General features: G+C 55.9%; 19 protein-coding genes and 1 tRNA gene. 4 read left to right on the top strand and 16 right to left on the bottom strand.

Annotation, left to right across the window (positions count from 1 at the left end):
• Positions 1 to 116: 116 nt before the first annotated feature.
• The 11 genes from AABO57_13455 to AABO57_13405 all read right to left on the bottom strand — a co-directional run bounded on the left by AABO57_13455 (position 117) and on the right by AABO57_13405 (position 10,793).
• Positions 117 to 662 carry a hypothetical protein gene (locus AABO57_13455; protein MEK6286739.1) on the bottom strand — a complete coding sequence of 182 codons (546 nt, stop codon included), beginning with the start codon at positions 660 to 662 and terminating at the stop codon, positions 117 to 119.
• A gap of 102 nt (positions 663 to 764) precedes the next feature.
• On the bottom strand, positions 765 to 2,165 hold the full coding sequence (locus AABO57_13450) for an aspartate kinase (protein MEK6286738.1): 1,401 nt from the start codon (positions 2,163 to 2,165) through the stop codon (positions 765 to 767).
• A gap of 191 nt (positions 2,166 to 2,356) precedes the next feature.
• Positions 2,357 to 3,409, bottom strand: coding sequence for an aspartate-semialdehyde dehydrogenase (gene asd / locus AABO57_13445; GenBank protein MEK6286737.1), 1,053 nt, complete (start codon positions 3,407 to 3,409; stop codon positions 2,357 to 2,359).
• 106 nt (positions 3,410 to 3,515) lie between these two features.
• A complete protein-coding gene (locus AABO57_13440) occupies positions 3,516 to 4,511 on the bottom strand; it encodes a M20/M25/M40 family metallo-hydrolase (protein ID MEK6286736.1) in 996 nt (331 codons plus the stop codon).
• Between the two features lie 69 nt (positions 4,512 to 4,580).
• Positions 4,581 to 5,216 carry a thymidine kinase gene (locus AABO57_13435; protein MEK6286735.1) on the bottom strand — a complete coding sequence of 212 codons (636 nt, stop codon included), beginning with the start codon at positions 5,214 to 5,216 and terminating at the stop codon, positions 4,581 to 4,583.
• A 27-nt stretch (positions 5,217 to 5,243) separates the two neighbouring features.
• Positions 5,244 to 5,672, bottom strand: coding sequence for a putative toxin-antitoxin system toxin component, PIN family (locus tag AABO57_13430; protein MEK6286734.1), 429 nt, complete (start codon positions 5,670 to 5,672; stop codon positions 5,244 to 5,246).
• On the bottom strand, positions 5,665 to 5,889 hold the full coding sequence (locus tag AABO57_13425) for a hypothetical protein (GenBank protein MEK6286733.1): 225 nt from the start codon (positions 5,887 to 5,889) through the stop codon (positions 5,665 to 5,667). Before AABO57_13425 ends, AABO57_13430 begins: the two co-directional genes overlap by 8 nt.
• Before the next feature lie 190 nt (positions 5,890 to 6,079).
• Entirely contained in the window at positions 6,080 to 6,667 is a 588-nt protein-coding gene (locus AABO57_13420; protein MEK6286732.1) for a tetratricopeptide repeat protein, read from the bottom strand.
• Positions 6,668 to 6,986: 319 nt separating this feature from the next.
• A complete protein-coding gene (locus AABO57_13415) occupies positions 6,987 to 8,855 on the bottom strand; it encodes a CocE/NonD family hydrolase (protein ID MEK6286731.1) in 1,869 nt (622 codons plus the stop codon).
• A gap of 183 nt (positions 8,856 to 9,038) precedes the next feature.
• Positions 9,039 to 10,064, bottom strand: coding sequence for an LLM class F420-dependent oxidoreductase (locus tag AABO57_13410; GenBank protein ID MEK6286730.1), 1,026 nt, complete (start codon positions 10,062 to 10,064; stop codon positions 9,039 to 9,041).
• Between the two features lie 543 nt (positions 10,065 to 10,607).
• Positions 10,608 to 10,793, bottom strand: a complete 186-nt coding sequence (locus tag AABO57_13405) for a hypothetical protein (protein ID MEK6286729.1) — start codon at positions 10,791 to 10,793, stop codon at positions 10,608 to 10,610.
• A gap of 628 nt (positions 10,794 to 11,421) precedes the next feature.
• Between AABO57_13405 and AABO57_13400 the strand changes: the two genes are divergently transcribed.
• Complete coding sequence (locus AABO57_13400) at positions 11,422 to 13,371, top strand: hypothetical protein (protein ID MEK6286728.1); 1,950 nt, start codon at positions 11,422 to 11,424, stop codon at positions 13,369 to 13,371.
• A gap of 234 nt (positions 13,372 to 13,605) precedes the next feature.
• On the opposite strand, the gene AABO57_13395 is transcribed toward AABO57_13400, so the two are convergent.
• From AABO57_13395 to AABO57_13375, 5 genes are all read right to left on the bottom strand, one after another.
• Positions 13,606 to 13,860 (bottom strand): hypothetical protein, encoded by a 255-nt coding sequence (locus tag AABO57_13395; protein MEK6286727.1) that lies wholly within the window; start codon positions 13,858 to 13,860, stop codon positions 13,606 to 13,608.
• A gap of 115 nt (positions 13,861 to 13,975) precedes the next feature.
• On the bottom strand, positions 13,976 to 15,199 hold the full coding sequence (locus AABO57_13390) for a nucleoside permease (protein ID MEK6286726.1): 1,224 nt from the start codon (positions 15,197 to 15,199) through the stop codon (positions 13,976 to 13,978).
• A gap of 182 nt (positions 15,200 to 15,381) precedes the next feature.
• Positions 15,382 to 17,082: a GMC family oxidoreductase gene (locus tag AABO57_13385; GenBank protein MEK6286725.1), complete on the bottom strand. Its 1,701-nt coding sequence runs from the start codon at positions 17,080 to 17,082 to the stop codon at positions 15,382 to 15,384.
• 248 nt (positions 17,083 to 17,330) lie between these two features.
• Complete coding sequence (locus tag AABO57_13380) at positions 17,331 to 18,194, bottom strand: TIM barrel protein (GenBank protein MEK6286724.1); 864 nt, start codon at positions 18,192 to 18,194, stop codon at positions 17,331 to 17,333.
• Between the two features lie 99 nt (positions 18,195 to 18,293).
• A complete protein-coding gene (locus tag AABO57_13375) occupies positions 18,294 to 19,148 on the bottom strand; it encodes a sugar phosphate isomerase/epimerase (GenBank protein MEK6286723.1) in 855 nt (284 codons plus the stop codon).
• A 297-nt stretch (positions 19,149 to 19,445) separates the two neighbouring features.
• On the opposite strand from AABO57_13375, the gene AABO57_13370 reads away from it, so the two are divergent.
• From AABO57_13370 to AABO57_13360, 3 genes are all read left to right on the top strand, one after another.
• The gene (locus AABO57_13370; protein ID MEK6286722.1) at positions 19,446 to 21,155 is read left to right on the top strand and encodes a GMC family oxidoreductase; all 1,710 of its coding nucleotides are present in this window, start codon (positions 19,446 to 19,448) and stop codon (positions 21,153 to 21,155) included.
• Positions 21,156 to 21,270: 115 nt separating this feature from the next.
• Positions 21,271 to 21,924 carry a hypothetical protein gene (locus tag AABO57_13365; GenBank protein ID MEK6286721.1) on the top strand — a complete coding sequence of 218 codons (654 nt, stop codon included), beginning with the start codon at positions 21,271 to 21,273 and terminating at the stop codon, positions 21,922 to 21,924.
• Positions 21,925 to 22,258: 334 nt separating this feature from the next.
• Positions 22,259 to 22,335, top strand: a tRNA-Met gene (locus AABO57_13360).
• The last annotated feature ends 21 nt before the right edge of the window (positions 22,336 to 22,356 follow it).

Here is a 22,356-nt window from a genome sequence, read left to right as displayed (position 1 = left end):
TGGTCCGTAGTCAGTAGTCAGTGCTCGGTGGTCCGTACTCAATAGTCCGTGGTCAGTAGTCCATTGTCTCCTGCGTCGAAACTACGGACTACTGACTACGGACTACTGACTAATGACTAAAACACACACTCAGTATTTACTGCCAGGCTTCGCACCTCGGCGCGCGAAGGCTGATAGATGATCGTTTGCAAGCGGTCGCTGTCGCGCGAGAACCGGTACGCCACGCCGGTATCGCTCACGAAGTAGTAGAAGGTCCTGTCGCGCTCTTCGACGCAGCGTTTGAAGCCCGGCGCGAGCGTTAAGTCGGCGCGCGACATCGGGGCGCCAGGCTCGAAGTATATCGTGAAGACTTTGCCGACCATCGAACGAGGCGCTCGGTAGATCTTCGCAAGACTCGTCGTCAGGTATGAGAAGGTCACCTCGCCGCCTTCAACTTTGAACGGGCCGCTCAGCATCGCTTCGGTAGAATCGGGTTCGGCGCCGATTAGCCGAGCCACGTCTTCAGAGGAGGAACGAAGAGGAGTTATGCCCCGCCAGGAATTCTTCACTGCCGGCGCGGAGGTTGCCGCCGGCGAATAGGCGAGCAGTGACAGCAACGCCGCGAACGCAACAATACGCGCCAACTTGATTCGCTCTAATATCAACATCTGAACGTTAAACACTTTTCCCTTATGAAGAACAGATTCTAATCGTTGATGCGGGAAACTGCCTAGTCTGAACTGACGGGCTGAAATGAACGTTCGGTGCCGAAAGGGTTCGCAAGGTCATGCGAAGACCCGAGGGTCAAGCTGGCGGAAAAACTCCTCGTGCAGCCTGGCAATCACCGTTTCGACGTCCGCTTCGGCGACGACGAAGCTCATCGTGAGAGGAGACGACCCCTTCAAGATCACTCCCAACTCAATCTCGTCAATTGCTTTGAACACCCGGCTGACAAGCTGCGGGTCGCTTCGAAGCCCGTCGCCAACCAGCGAAACGATTGCGCGATTGGGCTCGGCTATCGCGGCGCCGTAGTCCGCAATCGCTTCTATCAAGTCGCGGCCGCCGTGGCGAAGATCTCTAGAATCAATTGCAACCACGACATTCGAGGCTGAGACTGAACTGATCAGCGGCTCGATACGGCGCTTCGCAAGAACGTCGAGAAACGCGCTCAGCAGATTGTGCGCCGAAATGAAGCGCGACCCGTCCGCGCTCGCCGACGCGGTCGCGTCAATGATGGTCACCGGGCGTTTGTATGCTATGGACTTGATCGGGTTCGCGCACTGCACCGCGTCCGATGTGATCGTCGTGCCAACCGCTTCCGGCTGCTTCGAGTTGTAGATGTGAACGGGAATGTTTTTTCTGGCGGCCGGATGAATGGCCTTGGGGTGAAGCACCTTTGCGCCGAAGTAAGTCAGGTCGGCCGCTTCCGCGAAAGAACAACTTTTGACCGTTCGCGCGCCGGAGAAGATCGCCGGGTCCGCGGTCATCAGCCCTGCAACGTCTTTCCAGATCTGAATGTCTTCTGCATCGAGTGCCGCGCCAATTATCGTAGCGGTGTAGTCCGATCCCTCGAATCCGAGCGTTGTCGTAGCTCCATCGCGCGATGAACCGATGAAGCCTTGTATGACAGGCACCGCGCCCTCTTCGACAACCTGTCCGATCGTTGCGCGAATCCTCTTGTTGGTGTCTTCGAACAGCGGCGACGCCGAACCGTAACGATCATCGGTCTTGATCAGCTCACGCGCATCGAATAAGCGCGCTGGAATGCCTCTCTCCGAAAGCGCATCGGTCAACACCGCCGACGAGAGCAGTTCGCCATAAGCAAGTATCTTGTCGAGCCCGCGCGGCGGCACTTCGCCGAGTATCGCGAGGCCCTCGAGCAATTTCTTCAACTCGTCGAAGTGTTTGTCGATGAGCGAGAAGACTTCGCGGCCGTCCGAGCTTTTCACGAGCCGGCGAGCTTCGCTCATATGACGAGTCTTCAGATCGGCGACGATACCGAGGGTTGTTCGATTGTCGCCGCTGGCGGAAGCTTCCGCAGCCTGAAGCAGCTTGCGGGTGGTCTTCCCCATCGCCGATACAACGACGATGGGTTTGAGGCTGAGCCGCGCGCGAATGATCTCAGCCACGCGCTCGATTGAAGGCGCGTCTTCAACCGAGGTGCCGCCGAATTTCATTACTATCATAGGCAGGTTCCGGGTTCGTGGTTCAGGGTTCGTGGATCAGAGTTCCGGGTTCGTGGTTCAGGGTTCAGGGTTCCGGGTTTCTGGTTTATGGTTTCTGGCGTCTCCGTTCTGGTTTTTGATCACCAGACTGAACTAGAAACCATAGACCAGAAACCCTGAACCCCGAACCCTGAACCCTGAACCCTGAACCGTTATTCTAAGAGTCCCTTCGCCTTCATCAACTCGGCATTGAGGATTGCAGCTCCCGCCGCTCCGCGAATCGTGTTGTGCGAGAGAACGACTAACCGAATGTCAAACACCGGGCATTCGCGAATACGGCCGACCACGGCGCTCATGCCGTTTCCGGCGTCGCGATCGAAACGCGGCTGCGGGCGGTCCTTCTCATCAGTAACGATCACCGGGCGTTCAGGCGCGGAAGGCAGCTTCAACTCTTGAGGCAGCGAGCTGAACCGGGCGAGCACATCTGCGACGTCATCGGGCGTAGCCTTCTTGTCGAGTTCGAGCGAAACGCATTCCATGTGACCGTCTTCGACGAAGACCCGATTGGTATGCGCGCTAATGCGGCAGTCAGCAAACCGAATCCTGTCGCCGTCGAGCGCGCCCATTATCTTGAGTGGCTCCGTCTCGACTTTATCTTCTTCGCCGCTGATGAACGGAATCACATTGCCGAGCATATCAATCGCCGAATGCCCGGGGTAGCCTGCGCCTGATAGAGCTTGCATAGTTGCGACGATCACTCGCTTCACACCGAAGGCGCGATGAATTGGAGCAAGCGCCATCACCAGCCCGATTGTCGAGCAGTTCGGATTCGTCACGATAGCGCCGGACCAGCCGCGAAGTTCGCGCTGGACTTTAATCAGATCCAGGTGATCCGGGTTGACCTCGGGAATCAGCAGCGGGACGTCCTCATCCATGCGATGGTTCTTGGAATTGCTCAGAACGAGGTGGCCCGCTCGCGCGAAGCTCTCTTCTACTTCGCCGGCGACTGAAGAGTCCAGTCCTGAGAAAACCACGCGGCAATCGAGTGCCGGGTCACAGGGCTTTACGGTTCGGTCTTTCAAGCGCTCAGGAATCGGCTTGTATTGCCGCCAGACGGTTGCGTCTTTGTAGCTCTTGCCCGCGGAGCGATCCGACGCGGCAAGCTCGGTTAACTCGAACCAGGGGTGGTTCTCAAGCAGAGTAACGAACTTCTGTCCGACGGCGCCTGTCGCGCCCAGTACTCCGACTGGAATCCTCTCCGCCATAGCAACTCGACCTTCGCGTCTTTTGCGTCCTTTGCGAGTCTCTGCGGGCTTTTGCGCGAACCCAATAAAAACGAAGACGCCAACCCGCAAAGAAAACATACAGCCATCAACCGTCGGCTTTCAATCGCAGCACCATTTGTTTGTAAGCCTCGACGGCCCCCAGGAGTTCCCTCTTCGAGATTTTTTCGTGGGGTGTGTGTGCATCGAGTATCGATCCTGGGCCGAACAGCAACGGCTTGCCCCAGTTCGTCAGCAGTGGGATATCCGTCGTGAATGCGACGACCGCCGTCTCAAAACCGTCCAGCCGCTCTGTGAAAACCGGGTCGCACGCGAACGTGTACTGGACTTCAACGCGCGCGGCCACGGTGTCTCGAACAACCTGCTTGAGCGAGTCCGTGCTGGCGACCACGCGGAACATCAACTCGGCTTCTGCTTCGGGCGGGACGACGTTGCCCGCGACGCCGCCTTTGATCATTCCGATGTTCATCGTAGTAGCACCGAGCGTCTTGTCACGCGGAAGCTCAAGTCGCCGAAGGTCGTCGAGCACATCGAGCAGCTTCTCGATCGCCGACTCGCCCATCTCGGGATAAGCCGAATGAGCCGCGCGGCCGCTTGCCTTTAGAACGGCTCGCAAAGCGCCTTTCGAGCCGAGCGCCAGCTTTGACTCCGTCGGCTCGCCGTTGATCAGGTATCGCGAATGGTTGGGAATCGCGTTGGCGGCGCGCGCGCCCGGGCTGCCGGCTTCTTCGCCGACGACGAAGAGCAGACCAAAGTCAGTCACCTGCGCGTCGATCAATGCTTCGCCGGCTTTGATCATTGCCGCGATGATGCCTTTTGCATCGCAAGCTCCTCGGCCGTAGATGAAGTCGTCATCTTCATTCAACTCGACGTAAGGCGGAACGGTATCGGTGTGAGTCGAGAGCACGACGTCAGGCTGGCCTCGCCGGGCGTAGACATTTGGTCTGTCGGCCTCAGCGTCCTGCAAACTAACCTGAAATCCAATCGCGCTCAGATGGTCAGCCAGGAAAAGAGCGACGGCCTTTTCACTCCCGCTGATTGAAGGGATTGAAATCAGTCTCCCGGTCAGTTCGAATACGTTCATTGTCAGTTGTGAAAGCGGAGAGAAGGCGCGGGCTGTAGGTGATGAACGGCCGCTAGCGAAGCAGGATCTTCAGTCATCTGCCTTAGCTGTGCTAAAAGCGCCCACCCCGGTTTCGATCTGCTCAGCAGTAGCGCGGGGTTGATTCTCTGCTCGATAGGGCTCGTAGCAAACCCGGCAGCGTGCTTCGTAGGTGCCGTCCCCGATTTCGATTTGCGAGTTGCCGCCCGCGACTCGCTGCGTGTAGTGGGCGAGTCCCCCGCATCGAACACACACCGCGTGCATCTTCGAGACGTCCTCAGCCACGGCCAGAAGCGCAGGCATCGGGCCGAATGGACGGCGCAAGTAATCTTGATCAAGCCCGGCTGCGATAACTCGCACGCCGCCGTCTGCAAGCTCCATGCACACGTCGACGATTTCATCATCGAAGAATTGCACTTCGTCGATGCCGACGACCTTCACTCCGAACACGATATTAGCGCGAAGGTCCGAGGAGTTGCTGACGGCTGTGGCATCCAGTCCCCGATTGTCGCGCGAGATGACTCGCTTCAGCTCGAAGCGATCGTCGATCGCCGGTTTAAAAATCTGCGACCGCTGGCGGGCTATCTCGGCGCGTCGTATGCGGCGGATCAACTCTTCGCTCTTGCCGCTGAACATTCCGCCGGTGATTACTTCGATCCACCCGCCTCTGGAATTAAAACCGTCCATAATCCATCCTATCGCGTCGAATCTAGATCAGTCTTCATCGGCTCCCTCGATCGCTGCCAAAAACTCAGCGGGCGTCACTACAGCTACATCGCCGAACGGGTGGAGCGACAACAGATCGTTATCACCGCTGATGATATACCTGGCGCCTCCACTGATGGCCACCTCTAGAAACTTGTCATCTCGGGTATCGCGGCACACGCGTACCTCTTCAGTTGCTTCGATGAAGTTCGCACGCTCAACAAGCGCCTCAAGGAATTCTTCTCGTTGTGCAGGTGTCACATAGCGATCGAACTTCTCGCGTTGAAGAACTTCCGCCAACTCCTCCAAAGTTGCCTGCGATAACAGAATCTCTCCAAGCCGCAGAGCCTGGAGAAGGGCCCGCCCGGGCGTCGAGTGCTCAAACAACAAGGCGCTTATCAACGTGTTCGTATCAAAGACATAACGCACGCTACTCACCCAGAATCGACTCCAGAATGTCCGCGGTCAGACCACGTTCTTGAGCCGTTCGGCTGATCTCGCTCATGATCTCTTCCAATGGTCTCCTAGCCCGCGCCACTTCAGTCAATTTCAGGCTAAGCAACGCATCGAGCTTGCGCCTTTGCTCCGCTGGCGCTGCTTCGTAGGCGAAGGCCGCTTCCGAGCTGACGCGAATTGTTATGGGTTTTGTTTCCATGCCAGTCACCTCACTACACGCTTCGTCACTCTACTCTCCTCGCCGTGAGTTTGCTAAGGAGTACCGTCGGACCCGCAGGGAAGACCGAGCAGAATGCCCAACTCGAACCATGTGGCGCCACATTTGCCAGCCTGTTACTCTTGCAGTTCGCGCAACATCGCTTCCCAATCCTGTCAAACTGCCTAACTGTTTAGTTCAGCTTCGCCTGCAGCTTTCGGAACGCTCGAAGCGCCAGCGCGTACTTCGGATTCAAATCAATCGCCGCCTTGTATTCGCGCAGCGCGTCGTATGCGCGTCCTTGTGCTTCATAGACTCGACCGAGGTTGAAGTGCGGATAAAAATAAGACTCATATCGCGGCGCCGTCATCGCTCGCTGTAGCCACGGAATCGCGCTGAACAGATTGCCTTGCTCGATCAGATAAGCGCCGATGTCGTTATACGGGTTGCCGAAGTCCGGATCAACCTCAGTCGCGCGATGGCACTCCTCGATCGCTTCATCCGTCATGTTCATGAAGCTGTAAGTCCAACCAAGAAACGTGTGAGCTTCGGCAGTCGGGTACGCTGCGACCGATTGACTGTAGAGGCTAGCCGCTTCGTCCAGATCGCCGCGCATTTGGCCTTCATAAGCCTCCTGAAAGAGTCGAAGCGCTTCGCGTTTGGCATTAGCTTGCTCTTCGGTCAAGAGCTCTTCCTTGCCGAAAGGCATCTCGCCGATTCCGGTGTCGAGCGCGACCAGCGTTCGAGTTTCGCTCTGCCCTGGATGTATTTTGTCTGTCATGCCTACTAATGTTTGTATGCAACGAGCACCGAAATATCAAGCAGAAGTAGCATAGGGTAGTGGGTCAGTTTGAGTTCAGAGTTCAAGCTTCAGCTTGCTCTTTCCGCCGCATGAGCGTGAGAAGCAAGCTGAAGCTTGTACTCTGAACTCAAACCAACCCACCACGTAGCATAGACGTTAGTCTGTGCCCGGTCATTCTACTAGCGGAGTCACCGACACAGACGCGTGCGCGTCAGGTTTTCGCGTATACCCACCTCGTCACGAGTTGGGCATAGACGCCAGAGCCTGTCGATCAGCCGGAACCACATGAACTCAGGACTCACTGCGCAAGCACCGGCACAGTCACGTGTGAGGCATAACGCTTCGATCGAAAAACGCGTTGCGTTGCCGGCTGGTAGTCTGACTCCTTCGCCTTGAAGATGTTTTCGACAAACGTCTGTGGGTTACGATCGATGGCCGGGAACCATGTGCTCTGCACCTGCACCATCACGCGGTGGCCTTTCAGGAAGCGATGATTGTTGCCGTGCAGGTCGATCGTGTATGAATTCACCTGCCCCGGCGTTATCGGGTCCGGCGTCTCGAAGCTCTTTCTGAACCTGCCCCGAAGCACGTCGTTGGCGATCATCAATTGATATCCGCTCATCTTCGGGTCCTTTGAGTATTGTTCGGGATAGACGTCGATCAGCTTTACGATCCAGTCGCTGTCCGATCCCGAAGTTGAAGCGAACAAGTGAGCCGTGATGTCCCCGCTCACGATCAGCTCTTTATCAAGCGGCTCAGTTTCCCAACTCAAAACATCGGGACGCATATGAGCGAAGCGCTGGTCTTCCAACAGCCATGTGTACCAGCCGGACCCGCCGGGATGATAGGTCGGCTCGATCGGGCGTGGACGGTATGGAACAGGATGAGCAGGATCCGAAACATAGCTGTCGAATTCAGAATCGCCGTCAGCGTCGGGCGCTTCAAAACCAAGCCTGCCGCCGCTGCGAAAGTATAGGCGCCGCTCGGATGCCTGGCGCGGCGGCCAGCGATCATAAGCCGTCCATTTGTTTGCACCGGTCTCGAAGGTTAACGCCTCGGGCTGTTCGAGCTTGCCTTTGTCTTTCAGGTAGTATGCAAAGAAAGGACCCTGCACCTTCTCGCGAAAGTACTGGCTGGTCGGGCTCTCGAAATCTATCTTGCCGAGTTTGCTTCCGTCGCCCCTGCTCCAGCCTCCGTGATTCCACGGCCCGGCGACCAGGAAGTTCAGGTTGCGCGGGTCGTTCTTCTCGAGCGTTTTGTAGATTCTGATCGGGCCGTAGAAGTCTTCCTGATCCCACCATCCCGCGACGTTCAGCGTAGGCACCCTCACCTCGCCCGTTTGAAGGGGGAATGCCTGGCGCTGCCAGAACAGATCGTAGTTGGGGTGCTCGACGAAATCATTCCAACTCGGAATCTTTCCGTGAAGGTACTTTTGGTTGACGTTGGACAATGCTCCAAGCTTCAAATACCACTCGTATGTGTCGTAGCGGTCGAAGGCGAATTGCTCGCTCACCTTTGACGTCTCCATCATCGCCGCGTATTCGAAACCGTAGCTCAGCCTGAAAGCGCCGTTGTGATGGAAGTCGTCTCCCAAAAACATATCGGCGGGCGATGCCTGGGGCGAGACAGCTCTCAGCGCCGGATGCGGGTCGAGCATGGCCATCACCGTCAGCCAGCCGTCATAAGAAATGCCGAGCATCCCAACGCGGCCGTTGTTGTTGGGCACGTTCTTCAGCAACCAGGCGATCGTGTCGTATGCGTCGGTGCTTTCGTCTATCGCTTTCTGATCGCGCTTATCGCGGAGCGCGCGCTGCATCACGAACTGGCCTTCGGATTTGAAGCGCCCGCGATCATCTTGAAACACGAAGATGTAGCCTTCGGCGACCAGGTCTTTGAAGTAGCCGGCGAACGCCCCGCCGGCCCGGCCGTCTATGCCGTAGGGAGTTCGAAGCATGATGATGGGCAGCGGCTCGCGCGCGTCTTTGGGCGCGTAGATCAGCGTGTGCAAGCGGACCCCGTCGCGCGCCGGGATCATGGCTTCGGTTGTCTGGAAACGGTTGAGGACATCCGAACCGGTCTGTGCGCGAGTCCCCGCGAGGAATACGCATAGCGCGATTGATGCGAGTAGTGTTAGGGCGAGCTTGTTACGAGTGTGTGATTGACTCATGTCGTCTCGGTCTGAAATTGAGCCCGGATCTCCGTGGGAATCCGTCAAATCAGTGTCATCCGTGGTCTATGCGTTCGTAAGAGTCGCATTGCCAGCGCCGCATAGACCACGGATGACACTGATTCGGCGGATTTGCCCGGATACACCTCTTTCACTAGTGAAGCGGATGTTACAGTCTGCTAGTTAGCCTACGAGTTCGGCCATGGTTCGAATCGCTTCAATGCTGTTAGCCCCGCAGATAAGGGTGGTCACGCCGGCTTCTCGCCACGCGCCGAGCTGATCTTTGATTCGCTCGCGAGGACCACACAGCGCGATTTCGTCGACCAGTTCGTCCGGCACCGCGGCAATGGCTTCGTTCTTTTTGCCGGCGAGGTAGAAGTCTTGAATGGTCTTCGCCGCTTCTTCGTAGCCGTAGCGGCACGCCAGCTCGTTGTAGAAATTCTTCCCGCGAGCACCCATCCCGCCAATATACAGCGCCAGGTTGGGCTTCACTTTCATGCGGCACTCGTCAACATCGTCGCCAACCACGATGCTCACGGTCGGCGCTATGTCGAAATCAGCGAGCGTCTTTCCGTCGGTCCTTCGCGCGAAGCCTTCATCGAGCGACTTACGAAACACGTTGACTCGGTGAGGCGAGAAGAATACCGGCAGCCAGCCATCGGCGATCTCCGCCGCAAGCGCGACGTTCTTCGGCCCGATCGCCGCTACGTAGATCGGAATGTTCGATCGCAGCGGATGCACGATCAGCTTCAACGGCTTGCCCAATCCCGTCCCGCCCTGCACCGGTATGTCGTAGTACTCGCCGTGATGTTCGAGCGGCTGCTCGCGTTTCAGGATGGTGCGCACTATCTCGACGTACTCACGCGTTCGAGTGAGCAGCTTGCCGTAGACGACGCCATGCCAGCCTTCGACGACCTGAGGGCCTGAAGCTCCGATGCCCAGCAAGAAGCGGCCGCCAGTCAACAAGTCAATCGTCGCCGCGGTCATCGCGGTCATCGCCGGTGTTCGCGCAGGCATCTGCATGATCGCGGTGCCGACGTTGATCCGTTCAGTGTGTGCCGCAAGCCAAACCAGCGGCGAGACCGAGTCCGAGCCATAAGCCTCAGCCGTCCACAGAGAGTGATAACCCAGCCGCTCGGCCTCTTGAGCTATCGCGATGTTGTCAGAGGGGCCGGAACCCCAGTAGCCGAAGTTTAGTCCAAGTCGCATAAAATTACTCCGTACGCTCAGCCAGTAGGCCTGAGAAACAATAGCCTACAAACTACCCGTTGTCATGAGCTGCCCTTGTTGACCTCAAGCAACCAAAGAAAAGAGAGCCGGAGAATCTGCATTCTTGTTAGAGGTGAAATGGGTCTCTCTCGGGAGATCGCTTGTGATCACCGGATTCAGATTGCCTTGGAGAGCGTAAAGCCCATGCAAGCTTGTGCTACGCTACGCTACCGACTAGGCTTGACTTATGCGCTCGCAATATATAATAACGCGAACCTTGACAGTCTCCACCTGTAGATGGCGTGCGAGTGAATGGGGGCACGGGGCGTGAGATAAGCGCACCGGACCTGTAAGCATGTCGACGAGATCGGATAGCCAGTCAGGAAACGGTTAGGTTTCCACACGATGTTGCCGTGCTCGCACGGAAACTCGAAGCTAGAACGGGGTGTGGCTATGAATCCGAAGGTACGTGTGGTGGTACAGTTAATGAAGTCGAATCTTCATCGCAAGCTAACGCTTGACGAGGTAGCGGAAGTAGCTGGACTAGGCCATTCGCGTTTGAACGACCTGTTCAAGTCTGAGTTCGACAATGCGCCACTCCAGCATCATAAAATCCTGAGACTGCAAAAGGCCTGCGATCTCTTGGAGAATACATTTTGGAGAGTCGATCGAATCAGGCTCGAGGTCGGATATGATCACAGCCACTTTTTTAAAGACTTCAAGGCTCATTTCGGACTCACGCCATCTCAGTACAGAGCGGGCCACGGTAACGCGAATCTGAGTTGAAATAGACAGAAAATAGTTAAATCCGCCACTAAAACGGAATAACAGGCATTACTTTTTAGTTGACAAAGGAATTGTGATGGCCGATACTGGTGCCCGTCGCGCTACCGTTAACTAGATTCAACCTTCGCTTGCAATAGTCAGAGTTGCCTGAGGTGAAGGCTGCTCATTGCGCCACTTCGATAACCTGGAGGTATAGGTCAATGTCCAAACAAAACAATCAAAAACCTGCGGCGATAGCAAGCTTTGATCGTTCGCGAAAGCCTGCTTGGCGAAGGTGGTTGTTATGTGCTGCGTTCGCCACAATCATGCTTTTTGTTGGAGCCCTCTCACCACAGCAGTCGCAAGGCGCCTACCCGACGCCTTTGAGGCCGGTGCAAGTTAGTAAAGACGGTTGCGGTTTACACTGCACAACTCCGGGTACTCAGTTGGTCTACACGAATGGGAACGTCTGCGCTGTTTGCTGCTATACATCTTTCCCTTATACATGTAGCTCTGAGACATGCTGCCAGTAAGAGTTTGGCTCTTTCCGTCGGCTTCTTAGAGCAGCAATCTGTAAAGGGAGGATTCTGCAATGTCGTATCAGCCTAAAGTTCACTTGCGGTATTTGCCGGTATGTCTGACTGGCGTGATCCTGAGCCTCTTGATATCCCCAACATCGGGCGCCGGCGGATTCTGTCGCGAGTCAATTCAAGAGCGGGAGCGGCCAGTATCGCCCGAGCGGGGTAACAACCAATCGAGAGAGGCAAGCGAGAGGGACAAGAAGACTGAACTCGAGAGCCAGGGATCAAGCCTCAAGATCAAACCAGCGGGACACGTCAGCGAGGAAGTCTCTGCTGCGCAGCAGCGCAAGAAAGAACTGGCAGTGTCTTTACTTGAGGGAGTTCTTGACAGTGCTCATCGAATCACTCCTCTGGAATACGGCCTGTTGATCCAGGTGGAGGCAGCCACGCTGTTATGGGAGTCCGATAGGGATCGCTCCTTGGCCGTGCTCAAGAAGGCTTGGGACCGGTTAAACGAACTCTTTGAAGAGCAGAAGAAGGCTAATTATGACCGTCCAAGCCGGAAACAGCAAAGGCTCCGGTTCGCCGTGCTCCGCAGGATCGCCAGGTTGAACCCGGATCTTCTGAAACAGCTCGGTTCCAGTAACTCAGATGGCTACGGCGAGCCCGTAACAGTTTTGGGCAAGTGGACAGACGAAGCGCGAGCTATGATGTCGGTCGCCGAAGAACAGGTGGACGCCAACCCGGCGCTTGCCATCCAACTGGCGCAGCGCAGCTTGCCGTTCGGTTTGGTAGATTGGGTGCCTTTCCTTAACAAGTTGAGCGCGCAGGATAGTGCTCAGGCAGAGCAGGTGGCTGAGGTGCTAATGAACCGGTTCAGTAGCATTTCAGTTCCTCCCTTTGAGCTGCTCAACCTCGATCGATTTGCATTAGACACGGGTCGCTCGCCACAGTTTCAAGAAAAGTTCTTTCGAGCACTTACGACTCGGTTCGCGCAAGATCTGCGTCCTGATAGCCCCACCGCAGCTCTCCGAGTTGGTATGCAGACGGCTCAAAGAGCGCTAAGCATGGCAACCGGACCAGTCTGGCCGGGCAAGTTTCAAGAGATCGTCTCGCAATATGAGTCAATGCTGATCTCTCGGTCTGCTGCTCCGTCTCCGGCAACTCGCAGCGTCGCCGTTGACACGTCAATGATGGCGCCAGCCAAAGCCGGGGATACCTCCGAAGTTGAACAGGGCGCTCAACGGCTTCAGAGGATTAGCGATCCGAAGGCCCGAGACAAGGAGTATCAGAGATTGGCCGGTGCCGCCGCGAGCAAAGAGAACTTATCGCTCGCCGAAGAGCTGATGTCGAAGATCGACAGCGATGAGGTCCGCCGAGAAACCACCATCAGCGTATACGGGCCTGCGATTAGGAAAGAACTCAGCGAAGCTGACTGGACGAAAGCACAAACCGATGCTTTGAAGATAATGCACCCCCTCGGGCGAACGCTTATTCTCGACATAATCGCTCAGATGATTATGCGGTCCGGTAAGGGGAAACAAGACGACACCAAACAGGTTTATGATACCGCGCTATCAAAACTTCAACGCGACGGGGCAACAGAGGATGTGGCGAAGGGTTTCCTGATCATAGCCAAATCATTGGGTACGATTGATCCAGACCGCAGCCTTGAAGCAATGAACTGGGCTGTATTCGTGCTGAATAAGGTAGCAAAAGGCAGTGAGTTGTTAACAGATTCTGAGAGCAGCGGGGCACTAGCGTCCTGGGTTAGCTTACCTATCCGAACACTTCGCTATGACGAAGTTCTTGAGTTGACTGAGATGATTGGTCCCCTGTTCAAAGAAATGACAAAGCGCGACCTGGACAGAGCCGAGTCTACGGCATACGAATTGGCTCACTTAGGACTGAGTTCCTTAGCTCAACTGGGTATCGTGAGCGAATTGCAGAAGGAGTTGCTTAATTCCAAAACCGCCGTACCTGAAGCGAGCAGCAAGAAAAAATTACCGGTTAGACACTAGCGTTCTCAGACGGCCTGGCGTTGAGTAGAGCCGTCTGCTCCGGAGTGCCTAGTTGCCGCCCGTCTTTTAGTCGCGCGACCGTTTCTGTCTCAGACTACAACATCAAGTAACCGCCCTTCCGAAACACTCCTTCCAATGAGTTGATCACCGGATTAACTACGCAGAACCGTTCGCGAGCACAATCACAAAGCTCACGGCGCTCTGCTCAATGACGCGCTCAACCTGCCTCGAGATTCAGTAGAGCGTACCAACACTGAAGGGTTTGAAAAATGCTACAAGTAAATCTTTGCCATCCCATAATTCAGACAGCGGTATGGTGTTTCCGCGCAACGCGTCTCGCCAGCCCTCGCGAAAACACTCTTCGGCGGGCTTCAACGCAACGCTATCACGGTATAGACGAACTATCTGCAAAAGGTTGGGTAAGTACTCATCCGGGATGGCCCGAATCTCGCGGACGAACTGCTGTTCAATCGAGGCCTGCTTACTCATGGTTCTCCTTCGGATTAGCAAAGCTCAAGACAGTGTAATCCGGTGCTGGTATCCAATCAATCTAGCGGTGACGGTGGGCGTCGTAGTGGCCACTATCGGGTGATTCGGAATGGGATCAACGAGAATCGACTGCCTTATCCGACACCTTATCCTTAAATGTGAGAGCGAAGAACAATGTGATTATTGCCGCGAAAGCGCAGGGAATCAACCAGAACACCCGCCAATCCGTGACCCCATTCGTCGTAACCGCATCGCCGACCTTCCCGGAGACAATTGAGCCAAGCCCAATACCGACGCCATAAGTAATCAGCGCAATGAACCCTTGCGCGCTTGCGCGAATCTCGCGCGGCGCTTTCTTGTCCACATAAATCTGCCCGGTGACGAAGAAGAAGTCATAGCAGATGCCGTGCAAAAGAAGTCCGCCATAGATCATCCACGCCGCCGCGTCGAGGTTGCCGTAAGCAAACAATAAATAACGCGCCGCCCATGCCAGCATCCCGACAAGCAGCATCTTTTTCACGCCAAGGCGGACGAAGAAGAACGGCATAAGAACCATGAAGATCACTTCCGACATCTGCCCAATGCTCTGTTTGGCCGCCGCGTCTGGCATCTTCAAATTGTTCAGAAACGGATTCGTGAAATTGTAATAGAAGGCCAGCGGGATCGAGATGAGCAATGAGCAGAGCACGAAAACGAAGAACGATCTCTCCTTCAGCAGCCTGATTGCTTTGAGGCCAAGCACTTCGCCGGCGCTGACTTTTTTGCCGACGTTTTGCGGCGGTGTGTTCGGCAGCGTGAACGAGTAGAGTCCCATAACAATCGAAGCAATCGCGGCCATCTTCATTGGCATGGCGCCCGCCTCGACATCAGGGTAAAACCTGGCAAGGATATAGGAGATGCTCAGGCCGGCGGCGATCCAGCCGATGGTTCCCCAGACGCGCACTTTGGGAAATTGCGAACCCGGCTTTTCCATTTGATGAAATGAAACATTGTTGACAAGCGCCAACGTCGGCATGTAGCAGAGGTTGTAAAGCAAAAGGCCGAAGATCAGCCAGCCCACCGTAGTGACGCCGGCGAACAAATAAAGAATGATCCCGCCAAGCAGATGCAGCGCACCCATGATTTTCTGCGAGGCGAAGAATCTGTCAGCGATCATGCCGATGAAGAAGGGTGAAACGATGGCGGCGATATTGTTCATCAAGAAGGCGTAGCCGACTTGACCCTGTGTAAAGCCAATCCCTTTTAACAGATGCGTACCCAAGGTGACAAACCACGCGCCCCAAACAAAAAACTCGAGGAACATCATCACGCTCAATCGGAAATAGATTCTTCGATCCATTCGTCTTCTCCCGTTCTCCATTGAGTGGGTATCCGCGCAAATCCGCCGAATCAGTGTCACCCGTGGTCTATGCGACGCTGACAGTGCGATTCTTACAAACCCATAGACCACCGATCACGCGGGTTTGACGGATTCGCACGGATTCCGCCTCGGACTCGCTCCTCAATCTCAAACCTCAATTCTCAAAGATTGCCCTTCTTGAACTGATCGACAACATAGTCGCAAGCTCGCGCGGTCAGCGCCATCATCGTCAGTGTAGGGTTCTGACAACCGATCGATACGAAACACGCGCCGTCGGTGACGAAAAGGTTCTTAACGTCCCAGCTTTGATTGAATCGATTGAGCACTGAAGTCTTCCGGTCGTTGCCCATCCGAGCCGTTCCCACTTCGTGAATGCACAATCCGGGCGCCGCGAGAAACGGATTCGCATAGGTCATCTCGAAGCCCGCTTCCTGAACCATCTCTTTCAAGCTATCGAGCGCATCCGACGCCATCGCCTTCTCGTTGTCGCCGTGCGAGCATTCAATGTGAACCGCCGGAATTCCCCACGCGTCCTTCACGTCCTTGTTGATCGTCACGCGATTCTCTTTTCGCGCAAGCATCTCGCCCCACATTCCGATCCAGAACGGCGCCGGATCTTTTGCCTCTCGCACCATCTTCTTGAACTCAGAACCAAAGCCGGGAATCTGTCTCATCGTTGTCGGCAGCAATCCGCGTTGAACGCCGCCTTGCATTCCATAGCCGCGAATAAACTTGGGATGGCGCTCGTTGACGTTCCGGAATTTTGGAATGTAAATGCCGTTCGCGCGCCCGTCGTCGTAGTTGTAAGGATAGTTCGAAACCGCCGGCACCAGTCCGCCTACGCCGACTTGAAAAATGTGGTCCATCAAATACTGACCAAGCACGCCTGAAGAGTTGGCCAGTCCCGCCGGATGCTGCCGGGTCGCGCTATTCATCAATAGCCGGGTCGATTCAATCGTCGAAGCGCACAACAAGACCACCTTCCCAAAAACCTCGAACGCTTTCTTCGTCATCTGATCGATGCAAGCAACGCCTTTCGCTTTCCCGGTTTTAGTGTCGACGATGACGTGACTCGCGACCGCGTTGGTGCGAAGCGTAAGTCTGCCGGTCTTGGCGGCGGCGGGAAGTGTCGAGCCGGGACTGCTGAAATACGACGACGTGGTGCATCCGCGATCGCAGTGTCCGCAGTAGTGACACGCGGCGCGGCCGTTATGCTTTTGAGTAAGAATCGCCGCGCGGCCGATCGTCACCTTTCGGTCTTTCCATTTTCGCTCGACCCCTTTTTTCAGGAGCCGTTCGCCGCAGGTCATCTTCATTGCGGGCAGGAACTTTCCGTCCGGCAGGTTGGGCACGTTCTCATACGAGCCGCTCACGCCGATAAACTCCTCGACCTTGTCGTAGTAAGGCGCGAGTTCCGCATACGAGATGGGCCAGTCATCGCCGTAGCCGTCGCGGCTCGCAGCTTTCAGCTCATAATCGGAGAGCCGATAGACCTGGCGGCCCCAAGTGATCGTGCGCCCGCCGACCTGACGGCCGCGAATCCAGTCGAAAGGCTTACCGTTAGCCGTTGTGTAGGGATTATCAACGTCGTCGACGAAGAAGTGCCGGCCATACTCGTTACACGCGTAGCACTTTGACTGGATGGCCTGGCGCTCGCGGAAGAGCGTCCGGTTGCCGACGGTTCCGCGATACTTCACTTCGTAGGGCCAGGTGTGCTCGTTGAAATCCTTCTCGGGATCGAGCTTGCGTCCGGCTTCAAGCACCAGCACTCGCATGCCTTTTTCGGTGAGTTCCTTTGCGGCCCACCCGCCAGTCGCGCCTGAGCCGACAACAATCGCATCGTAGATTTCTTGTTTTGCCATTGGCGATCTAAGGGGATCTCAAATTTCAAAATCTCAGATTTCGGATTTCAGGTATTTCGGTTTTTGATTTCAAATGATCTCGACGCTCAATTCCGATGTTCGGATTGAGATCGCACGATCACAAATTCCAAACTTGAAATCCGAAATCCGAGATTTGAATTCTGAAGTCTGACTTCTAAGTTTAAAAGTCTTTTAAAATCCGAGATTTGAAATCTGAAATATCTGAAATCTGAAATCTCAGGCTCTGACTAACCTGCCAGCCTAAGCACCTCTTTTAAGACTTCATCAGCATTCCGCGACGGCTTGAACTCCAGCCCAACGAATCCCTGATAGCCAGTCGCCGCGATCGCTCGAAACACGTTCGCGTAGTTGATCTCGCCTGTGCCCGGTTCGTGACGGCCGGGCACGTCGGCTACGTGAAAGTGCGCGATCTTCGAGATGTTCTTTGTGATGTCCTGGATGACGTTCCCTTCCATGATCTGATGATGATAGATATCGAACAGCATCTTGAGCGCCGGGCTTCCAACTTCGTCAATCATCTCGAAGCCTTCTTTCGCGGTCTGCAAATAGTAGCCCGGATGATCGACCTTTGTGTTGAGCGGTTCGAGCACCAGCGTCACCTGCGCTTGCTCGGCGAATGGGGCGGCGGCCTTCAAAGCCGCGACGTAGTTAGCGTGCTGCTCCGAGCGAGGCATGCGCTTGTCTTCGAAGCCGGTGGTCACGATGAGCGTCTTCACTCCCAATCGCTTCGCCGTTGCCAGCGACGCTTGAATCTCAGAGACGAAAGTCTTGCGCGCGTCTTCCGAGTTCATATGCTTCCAACCCGATCCCATGATGGTAGCGATCTCGAGCCCGAGCTCGTTTTTCGTACGGAGGATCGCCTCGACGTCTTTGTTCTTCCACTCCCAGAACTCAAACGCCGGATAGCCGAGCCTCTTTACTCGCTCCATCCGTTCGAGGAAGGGAATCTCGGTCATAATCATGTCGATGCAGACCGAAAGCCTTACCGCGTTTGGTTTCGACTGCGGCCGCGATCCGCCCAGCATCGGCGCGGCGGCGAATAGCGCTGACGCGCCTGCTGCCTGCTTCAGAAAACTTCTTCGGTCGATCATCGGATTCTCTTAACACAAAGACACGAAGACACTAAGAACTAAGAACAGCTGGTCTTTTCTGGCTTCGTGGCTTTGTGTCTTTGTGTTTATCTCTCCCCCTCACGAAAGGCTACGCTTCAGATATTCGAAGCCCGTTCGCGTTCCCTCGATTGGATTAGCTGGTTCGAGTTCGTATTCGATGTTAGCCGCATATTTGAAACTGATCTCCTTCACGAGCTTCATCGTCTCAACGATCGGAACCGCGCCCTCGCCGAAGCGCCGCAGCGTGTGATCGGCATCCTTATCCCGGTCCTTAATGTGAAGGCTCACGATGCGGGGGTGATGGTCGCGTATGAACGACACCGGATCGAACCCCGCGGCATAGAAATGTCCGACGTCCAGGTTTATGCTCAAATAATCCGACGCGCCTTTAAGCGCGTTCATGAAATCATCGGGCGTCTCGAACTCCTGGGAGCGGTCGCCTTTGAACCACTTCTCACCGAACCAGTGGTTGTGGAGACCGAGTTTGATCTTGTATTTCTGGCACCACTGACTGAGACGGGGCACGATTGGTTTCTTCACCGACGCGGTCATCACCTTAGTGCCGAGCAGCAGCGCGCCGTTGAACCCGCGATCCAGATGCTCATCCGTCGCGGTGACCGGAAAGTTCACGCAGTAGGCGGTGACAAAAATCCCCGCGTCGTCGAACTTCTTCTTCGTCGCCTTGAAATCGGCCTCCGAAGCCTTCATCGGGTTGAGGTGGCCGTCCCAAAGCTCGATGCTGCTCAGGCCGATCGAGACCATGGCTTCGATCATCTTGTCGACGCTGAAAGTGCGGAACGTGTAGCTCTGGACTCCAACCTGGATGCCGCCAAAAATTGACGGCTTTACCTTGTCGCCAGGTGACGTAAGCGTTAGTCCTGCGAACGCTCCGGCCAAACCCATCCCGAATTCTCTTCGGGTGATATCTTCCACGATTGATTCCTCCGCCCGGTGAATCCCATCTCTCAACGCCCCTCAAGCCCCAGGTCGGGTGGCATCATATTAAAAGCGGCTGCAAAGAGCAAAGGGCGATGAACGTTCGTAGTCCCGCCTTCAGGCGGGAAGTTCGTAATGCTCGGTTCGACCGGTGTCTCACCTGAGGGAGATACAAGCTTCCGCCTGAAGGCGGGACTACGAGCGCGGGACTACGAGCGCGGGACTACAAGCACTCGTTGCCCTTTGCTATTTCGCTGTGATACGTTCTCGCGTCAAGGTTATCGGAGGCTGCACGTGGCCAAGGAAAAAGTCTACGACGCAATCATAATCGGTTCGGGCGCGTCGGGAGGAATGGCTGCAAAAGAACTGACCGAGCGCGGCATGGAAGTGCTTGTGCTCGAAGCCGGCCCGCCCGTCAATCCAGAGCGAGATCTCAGCTCGCATCGCTGGCCTTATGAGTCGATGTATCGAGGCTTCGGCCCGCCCGGCTGGAAAGACCAGGACCAGTGGATGCAAGCCACCGCCGGCGAATTCAGCCGCCACTTCTACGTAAAGGACAGCGAGAACCCTTACACCACCGAACCAGGCAAGCCTTTCCTCTGGGTGCGCGCGCGAATCGTCGGCGGGAAGACGCTTCACTGGGGCCGCATGTCATATCGACTATCGGATCTCGACTTCAAGGCTGCTGCGAATGACGGCTTCGGAGACGATTGGCCAGTCTCATACGCCGAGATGGGACCCTATTACACCCGCGCCGAAGAGTTCATCGGAGTGAGCGGAAACCGCGACGGCTTGCCGCATCTGCCCGATGGTAACTTCATGCCGCCGATGAAGCTCAACTGCGGCGAGCACCTTTTGCGCAAAGGCGCGCAGAAAGTAGGACGTACCGGAATCCCCATGCGCCTGGCCATGCTTACCGGTCCACCCAAGCCGCATATGAAGAAGCGCGCGAAGTGTCATTACTGCGGCGACTGCGGAGACGGCTGTGATGTAGGAGCAATGTTCAATTCGCTCAGCTCTACGCTGCCGGTGGCCGATGCAACCGGCCGGATGACGCTTCGGCCTAACTCGATCGTGCGGCACATTCTCGTCGATACGAATACCGGAAAGGCAAAAGGCGTCGCCTTCGTCGATCGAGTCACGCGTGAAGAGTTCGAGGCCTCGGGCAAAATCGTAGTGCTCGGCGCGTCAACACTCGAATCGACTCGTATATTGCTGAATTCGAAATCGCGCCAGCATCCGACCGGTCTGGGCAACTCGTCGGGCACGATGGGTCATTACTTGATGGACCACTTCGGCGGAATCGGCGCCAGCGGATACTTCAATGTACTGGCCAGCCGCGATCCGGTGAATGAAGATGGCAAGACGTCGGGACTGCTGATACCTAAATTCCGCAACATCAGCAAAGAAACTAAACAGCAGCGGTTCGTTCGCGGCTACGGCTTCGAGTGCGGCTCGGGCTCGCGCATGTATCCCGCCTTCGCTAAAAACGCGGCGCTCACGCCTGGCTTCGGTTCGGAGTATAAGCAGCGAGTGCGGAAATACTACTCGACGCCGGTGAGCATGACGACTCGCGCTGAGATGCTTCCCCGCTTCGAAAACTACGCCGAGATCGACAAGGACGGAGTCGTGGATGCGTGGGGCATTCCGGTACTGAAGATTCGAATTCAGTACTCAGACAACGAGCGCGAGATGGCCCGCGACGCAGCCCAAACCAGCGAAGAGATATTGCGAGCGGCTGGCGCGGAAGTCGTTTCAACCGGTGGCCGGATGACCGCGCCGGGCAGGATCATTCATGAGCTTGGCACCGCGCGTATGGGGAATGATCCGAAAACTTCGGTGCTGAACAAATTCAATCAAAGCTGGGACGTGAAGAACCTGTTCGTGATTGACGGCGCGTGCTTCGTGACCAGCGCGAACCAGAACCCGACGCTTACGATACTGGCGCTGACGATGCGCGCGTGTGACTACCTGGCGGACGAACATAAGAGAGGGAATCTCTAATTGCCGATTGCCGATTGCCGATTGCCGATTGACTGCTGCTAGCGCTAACGAGATACGCGATCTGGGCAATTGGCAATCGCAAATCGGCAATCGAAAGTCCGAATTGGAGCGGCTGATGTTATTCAGGCAATCGGAAAAGAAAAACAGCGACGAGGTCTTGCGGAAGTTGCCGTCGCGCGGCCAGCGACTTCATTCAGTGGCGGCGGTGTTGCGAGGGCGGACTTTCCAGGGCAGCTTTCAAGTTGGCGGCTCGAGCTACGAGCTTACCTATACTCCGGCGAAAGCCTTCGTTGTCGGGCGCCGCCTCCAGTTGCAAGGGCGATTGACCGTGAAAGAGTTGCGCGGCGAATTTAAGCCGAGCGAAAGCGGCACGCTGCTGGCCATTATGATCCCGAGCACGCGGGAACGAGTTCGAGCTACGGTGGTCGGAACACAAGGTGGCATCAGCGCCGCTCCTCCGCGCCGACAGGAACACACCAGCGCTGTCACTGCGACACCTCAACTGCCGGAGGTCGAGAGCACCGGAGCGACGTCATTTTGCGGAGTGGTGTATATCCACTTTGAGCCGCTCGCGGGTAGCGCATTTGGTGTGGCCGCCGATCTCGGCCGACTTCAGCTCAATGCGCGGTTTGCGCCGGTGAACGATGCTGAGCGCGCGCTCCAGGGCGCCTACAGTTGGATAGTTGATGCACTCTATGGAAAACAGGCGGACGTAAGCTCGGCTGCAGTCGCGACCAGCGAGCTTAACAAATTGCTCGCCGAGAGCTAGCTTTCGCGCTCGAACGTTTTCGACTAGCCCAGCGCGTTTACGCCTGGGATGACAGGGCGACGGTTTTCGTGTAACCCATTTATGGCGCTTCTCGCGGCCTTGAGGCAAGCGCTGATTGGCTCAAGGCGACTCGACACGCCCTGATGAAGGGGGCTCGATCATAAGGCCGCTTGCCGTAGACATTCCGCTCGACGATACGCTATGTTTATGCGACTGATGAGGGCAAGCGGCGCGCAGTACAGTGCGGTAAGGAGTGGTTGCCGAATTTGTTGACCGCCGTAACCGCCCTCAATCGACGGGTATGACCAACCCGTACGTACTGATTGAAAGATATGGCGGCGTAGCTCAGGTGGTTAGAGCGTGGGATTCATAACCCCAAGGTCGGAGGTTCAAGTCCTCCCGCCGCTACCAATTCTACCCTTTTCATTCAAA

This window comes from Acidobacteriota bacterium, assembly GCA_038040445.1.
In the GTDB taxonomy this organism is placed as follows: domain Bacteria; phylum Acidobacteriota; class Blastocatellia; order UBA7656; family UBA7656; genus Onstottus_A; species Onstottus_A frigus.
This window is presented reverse-complemented; position numbering and strand designations above follow the sequence as displayed.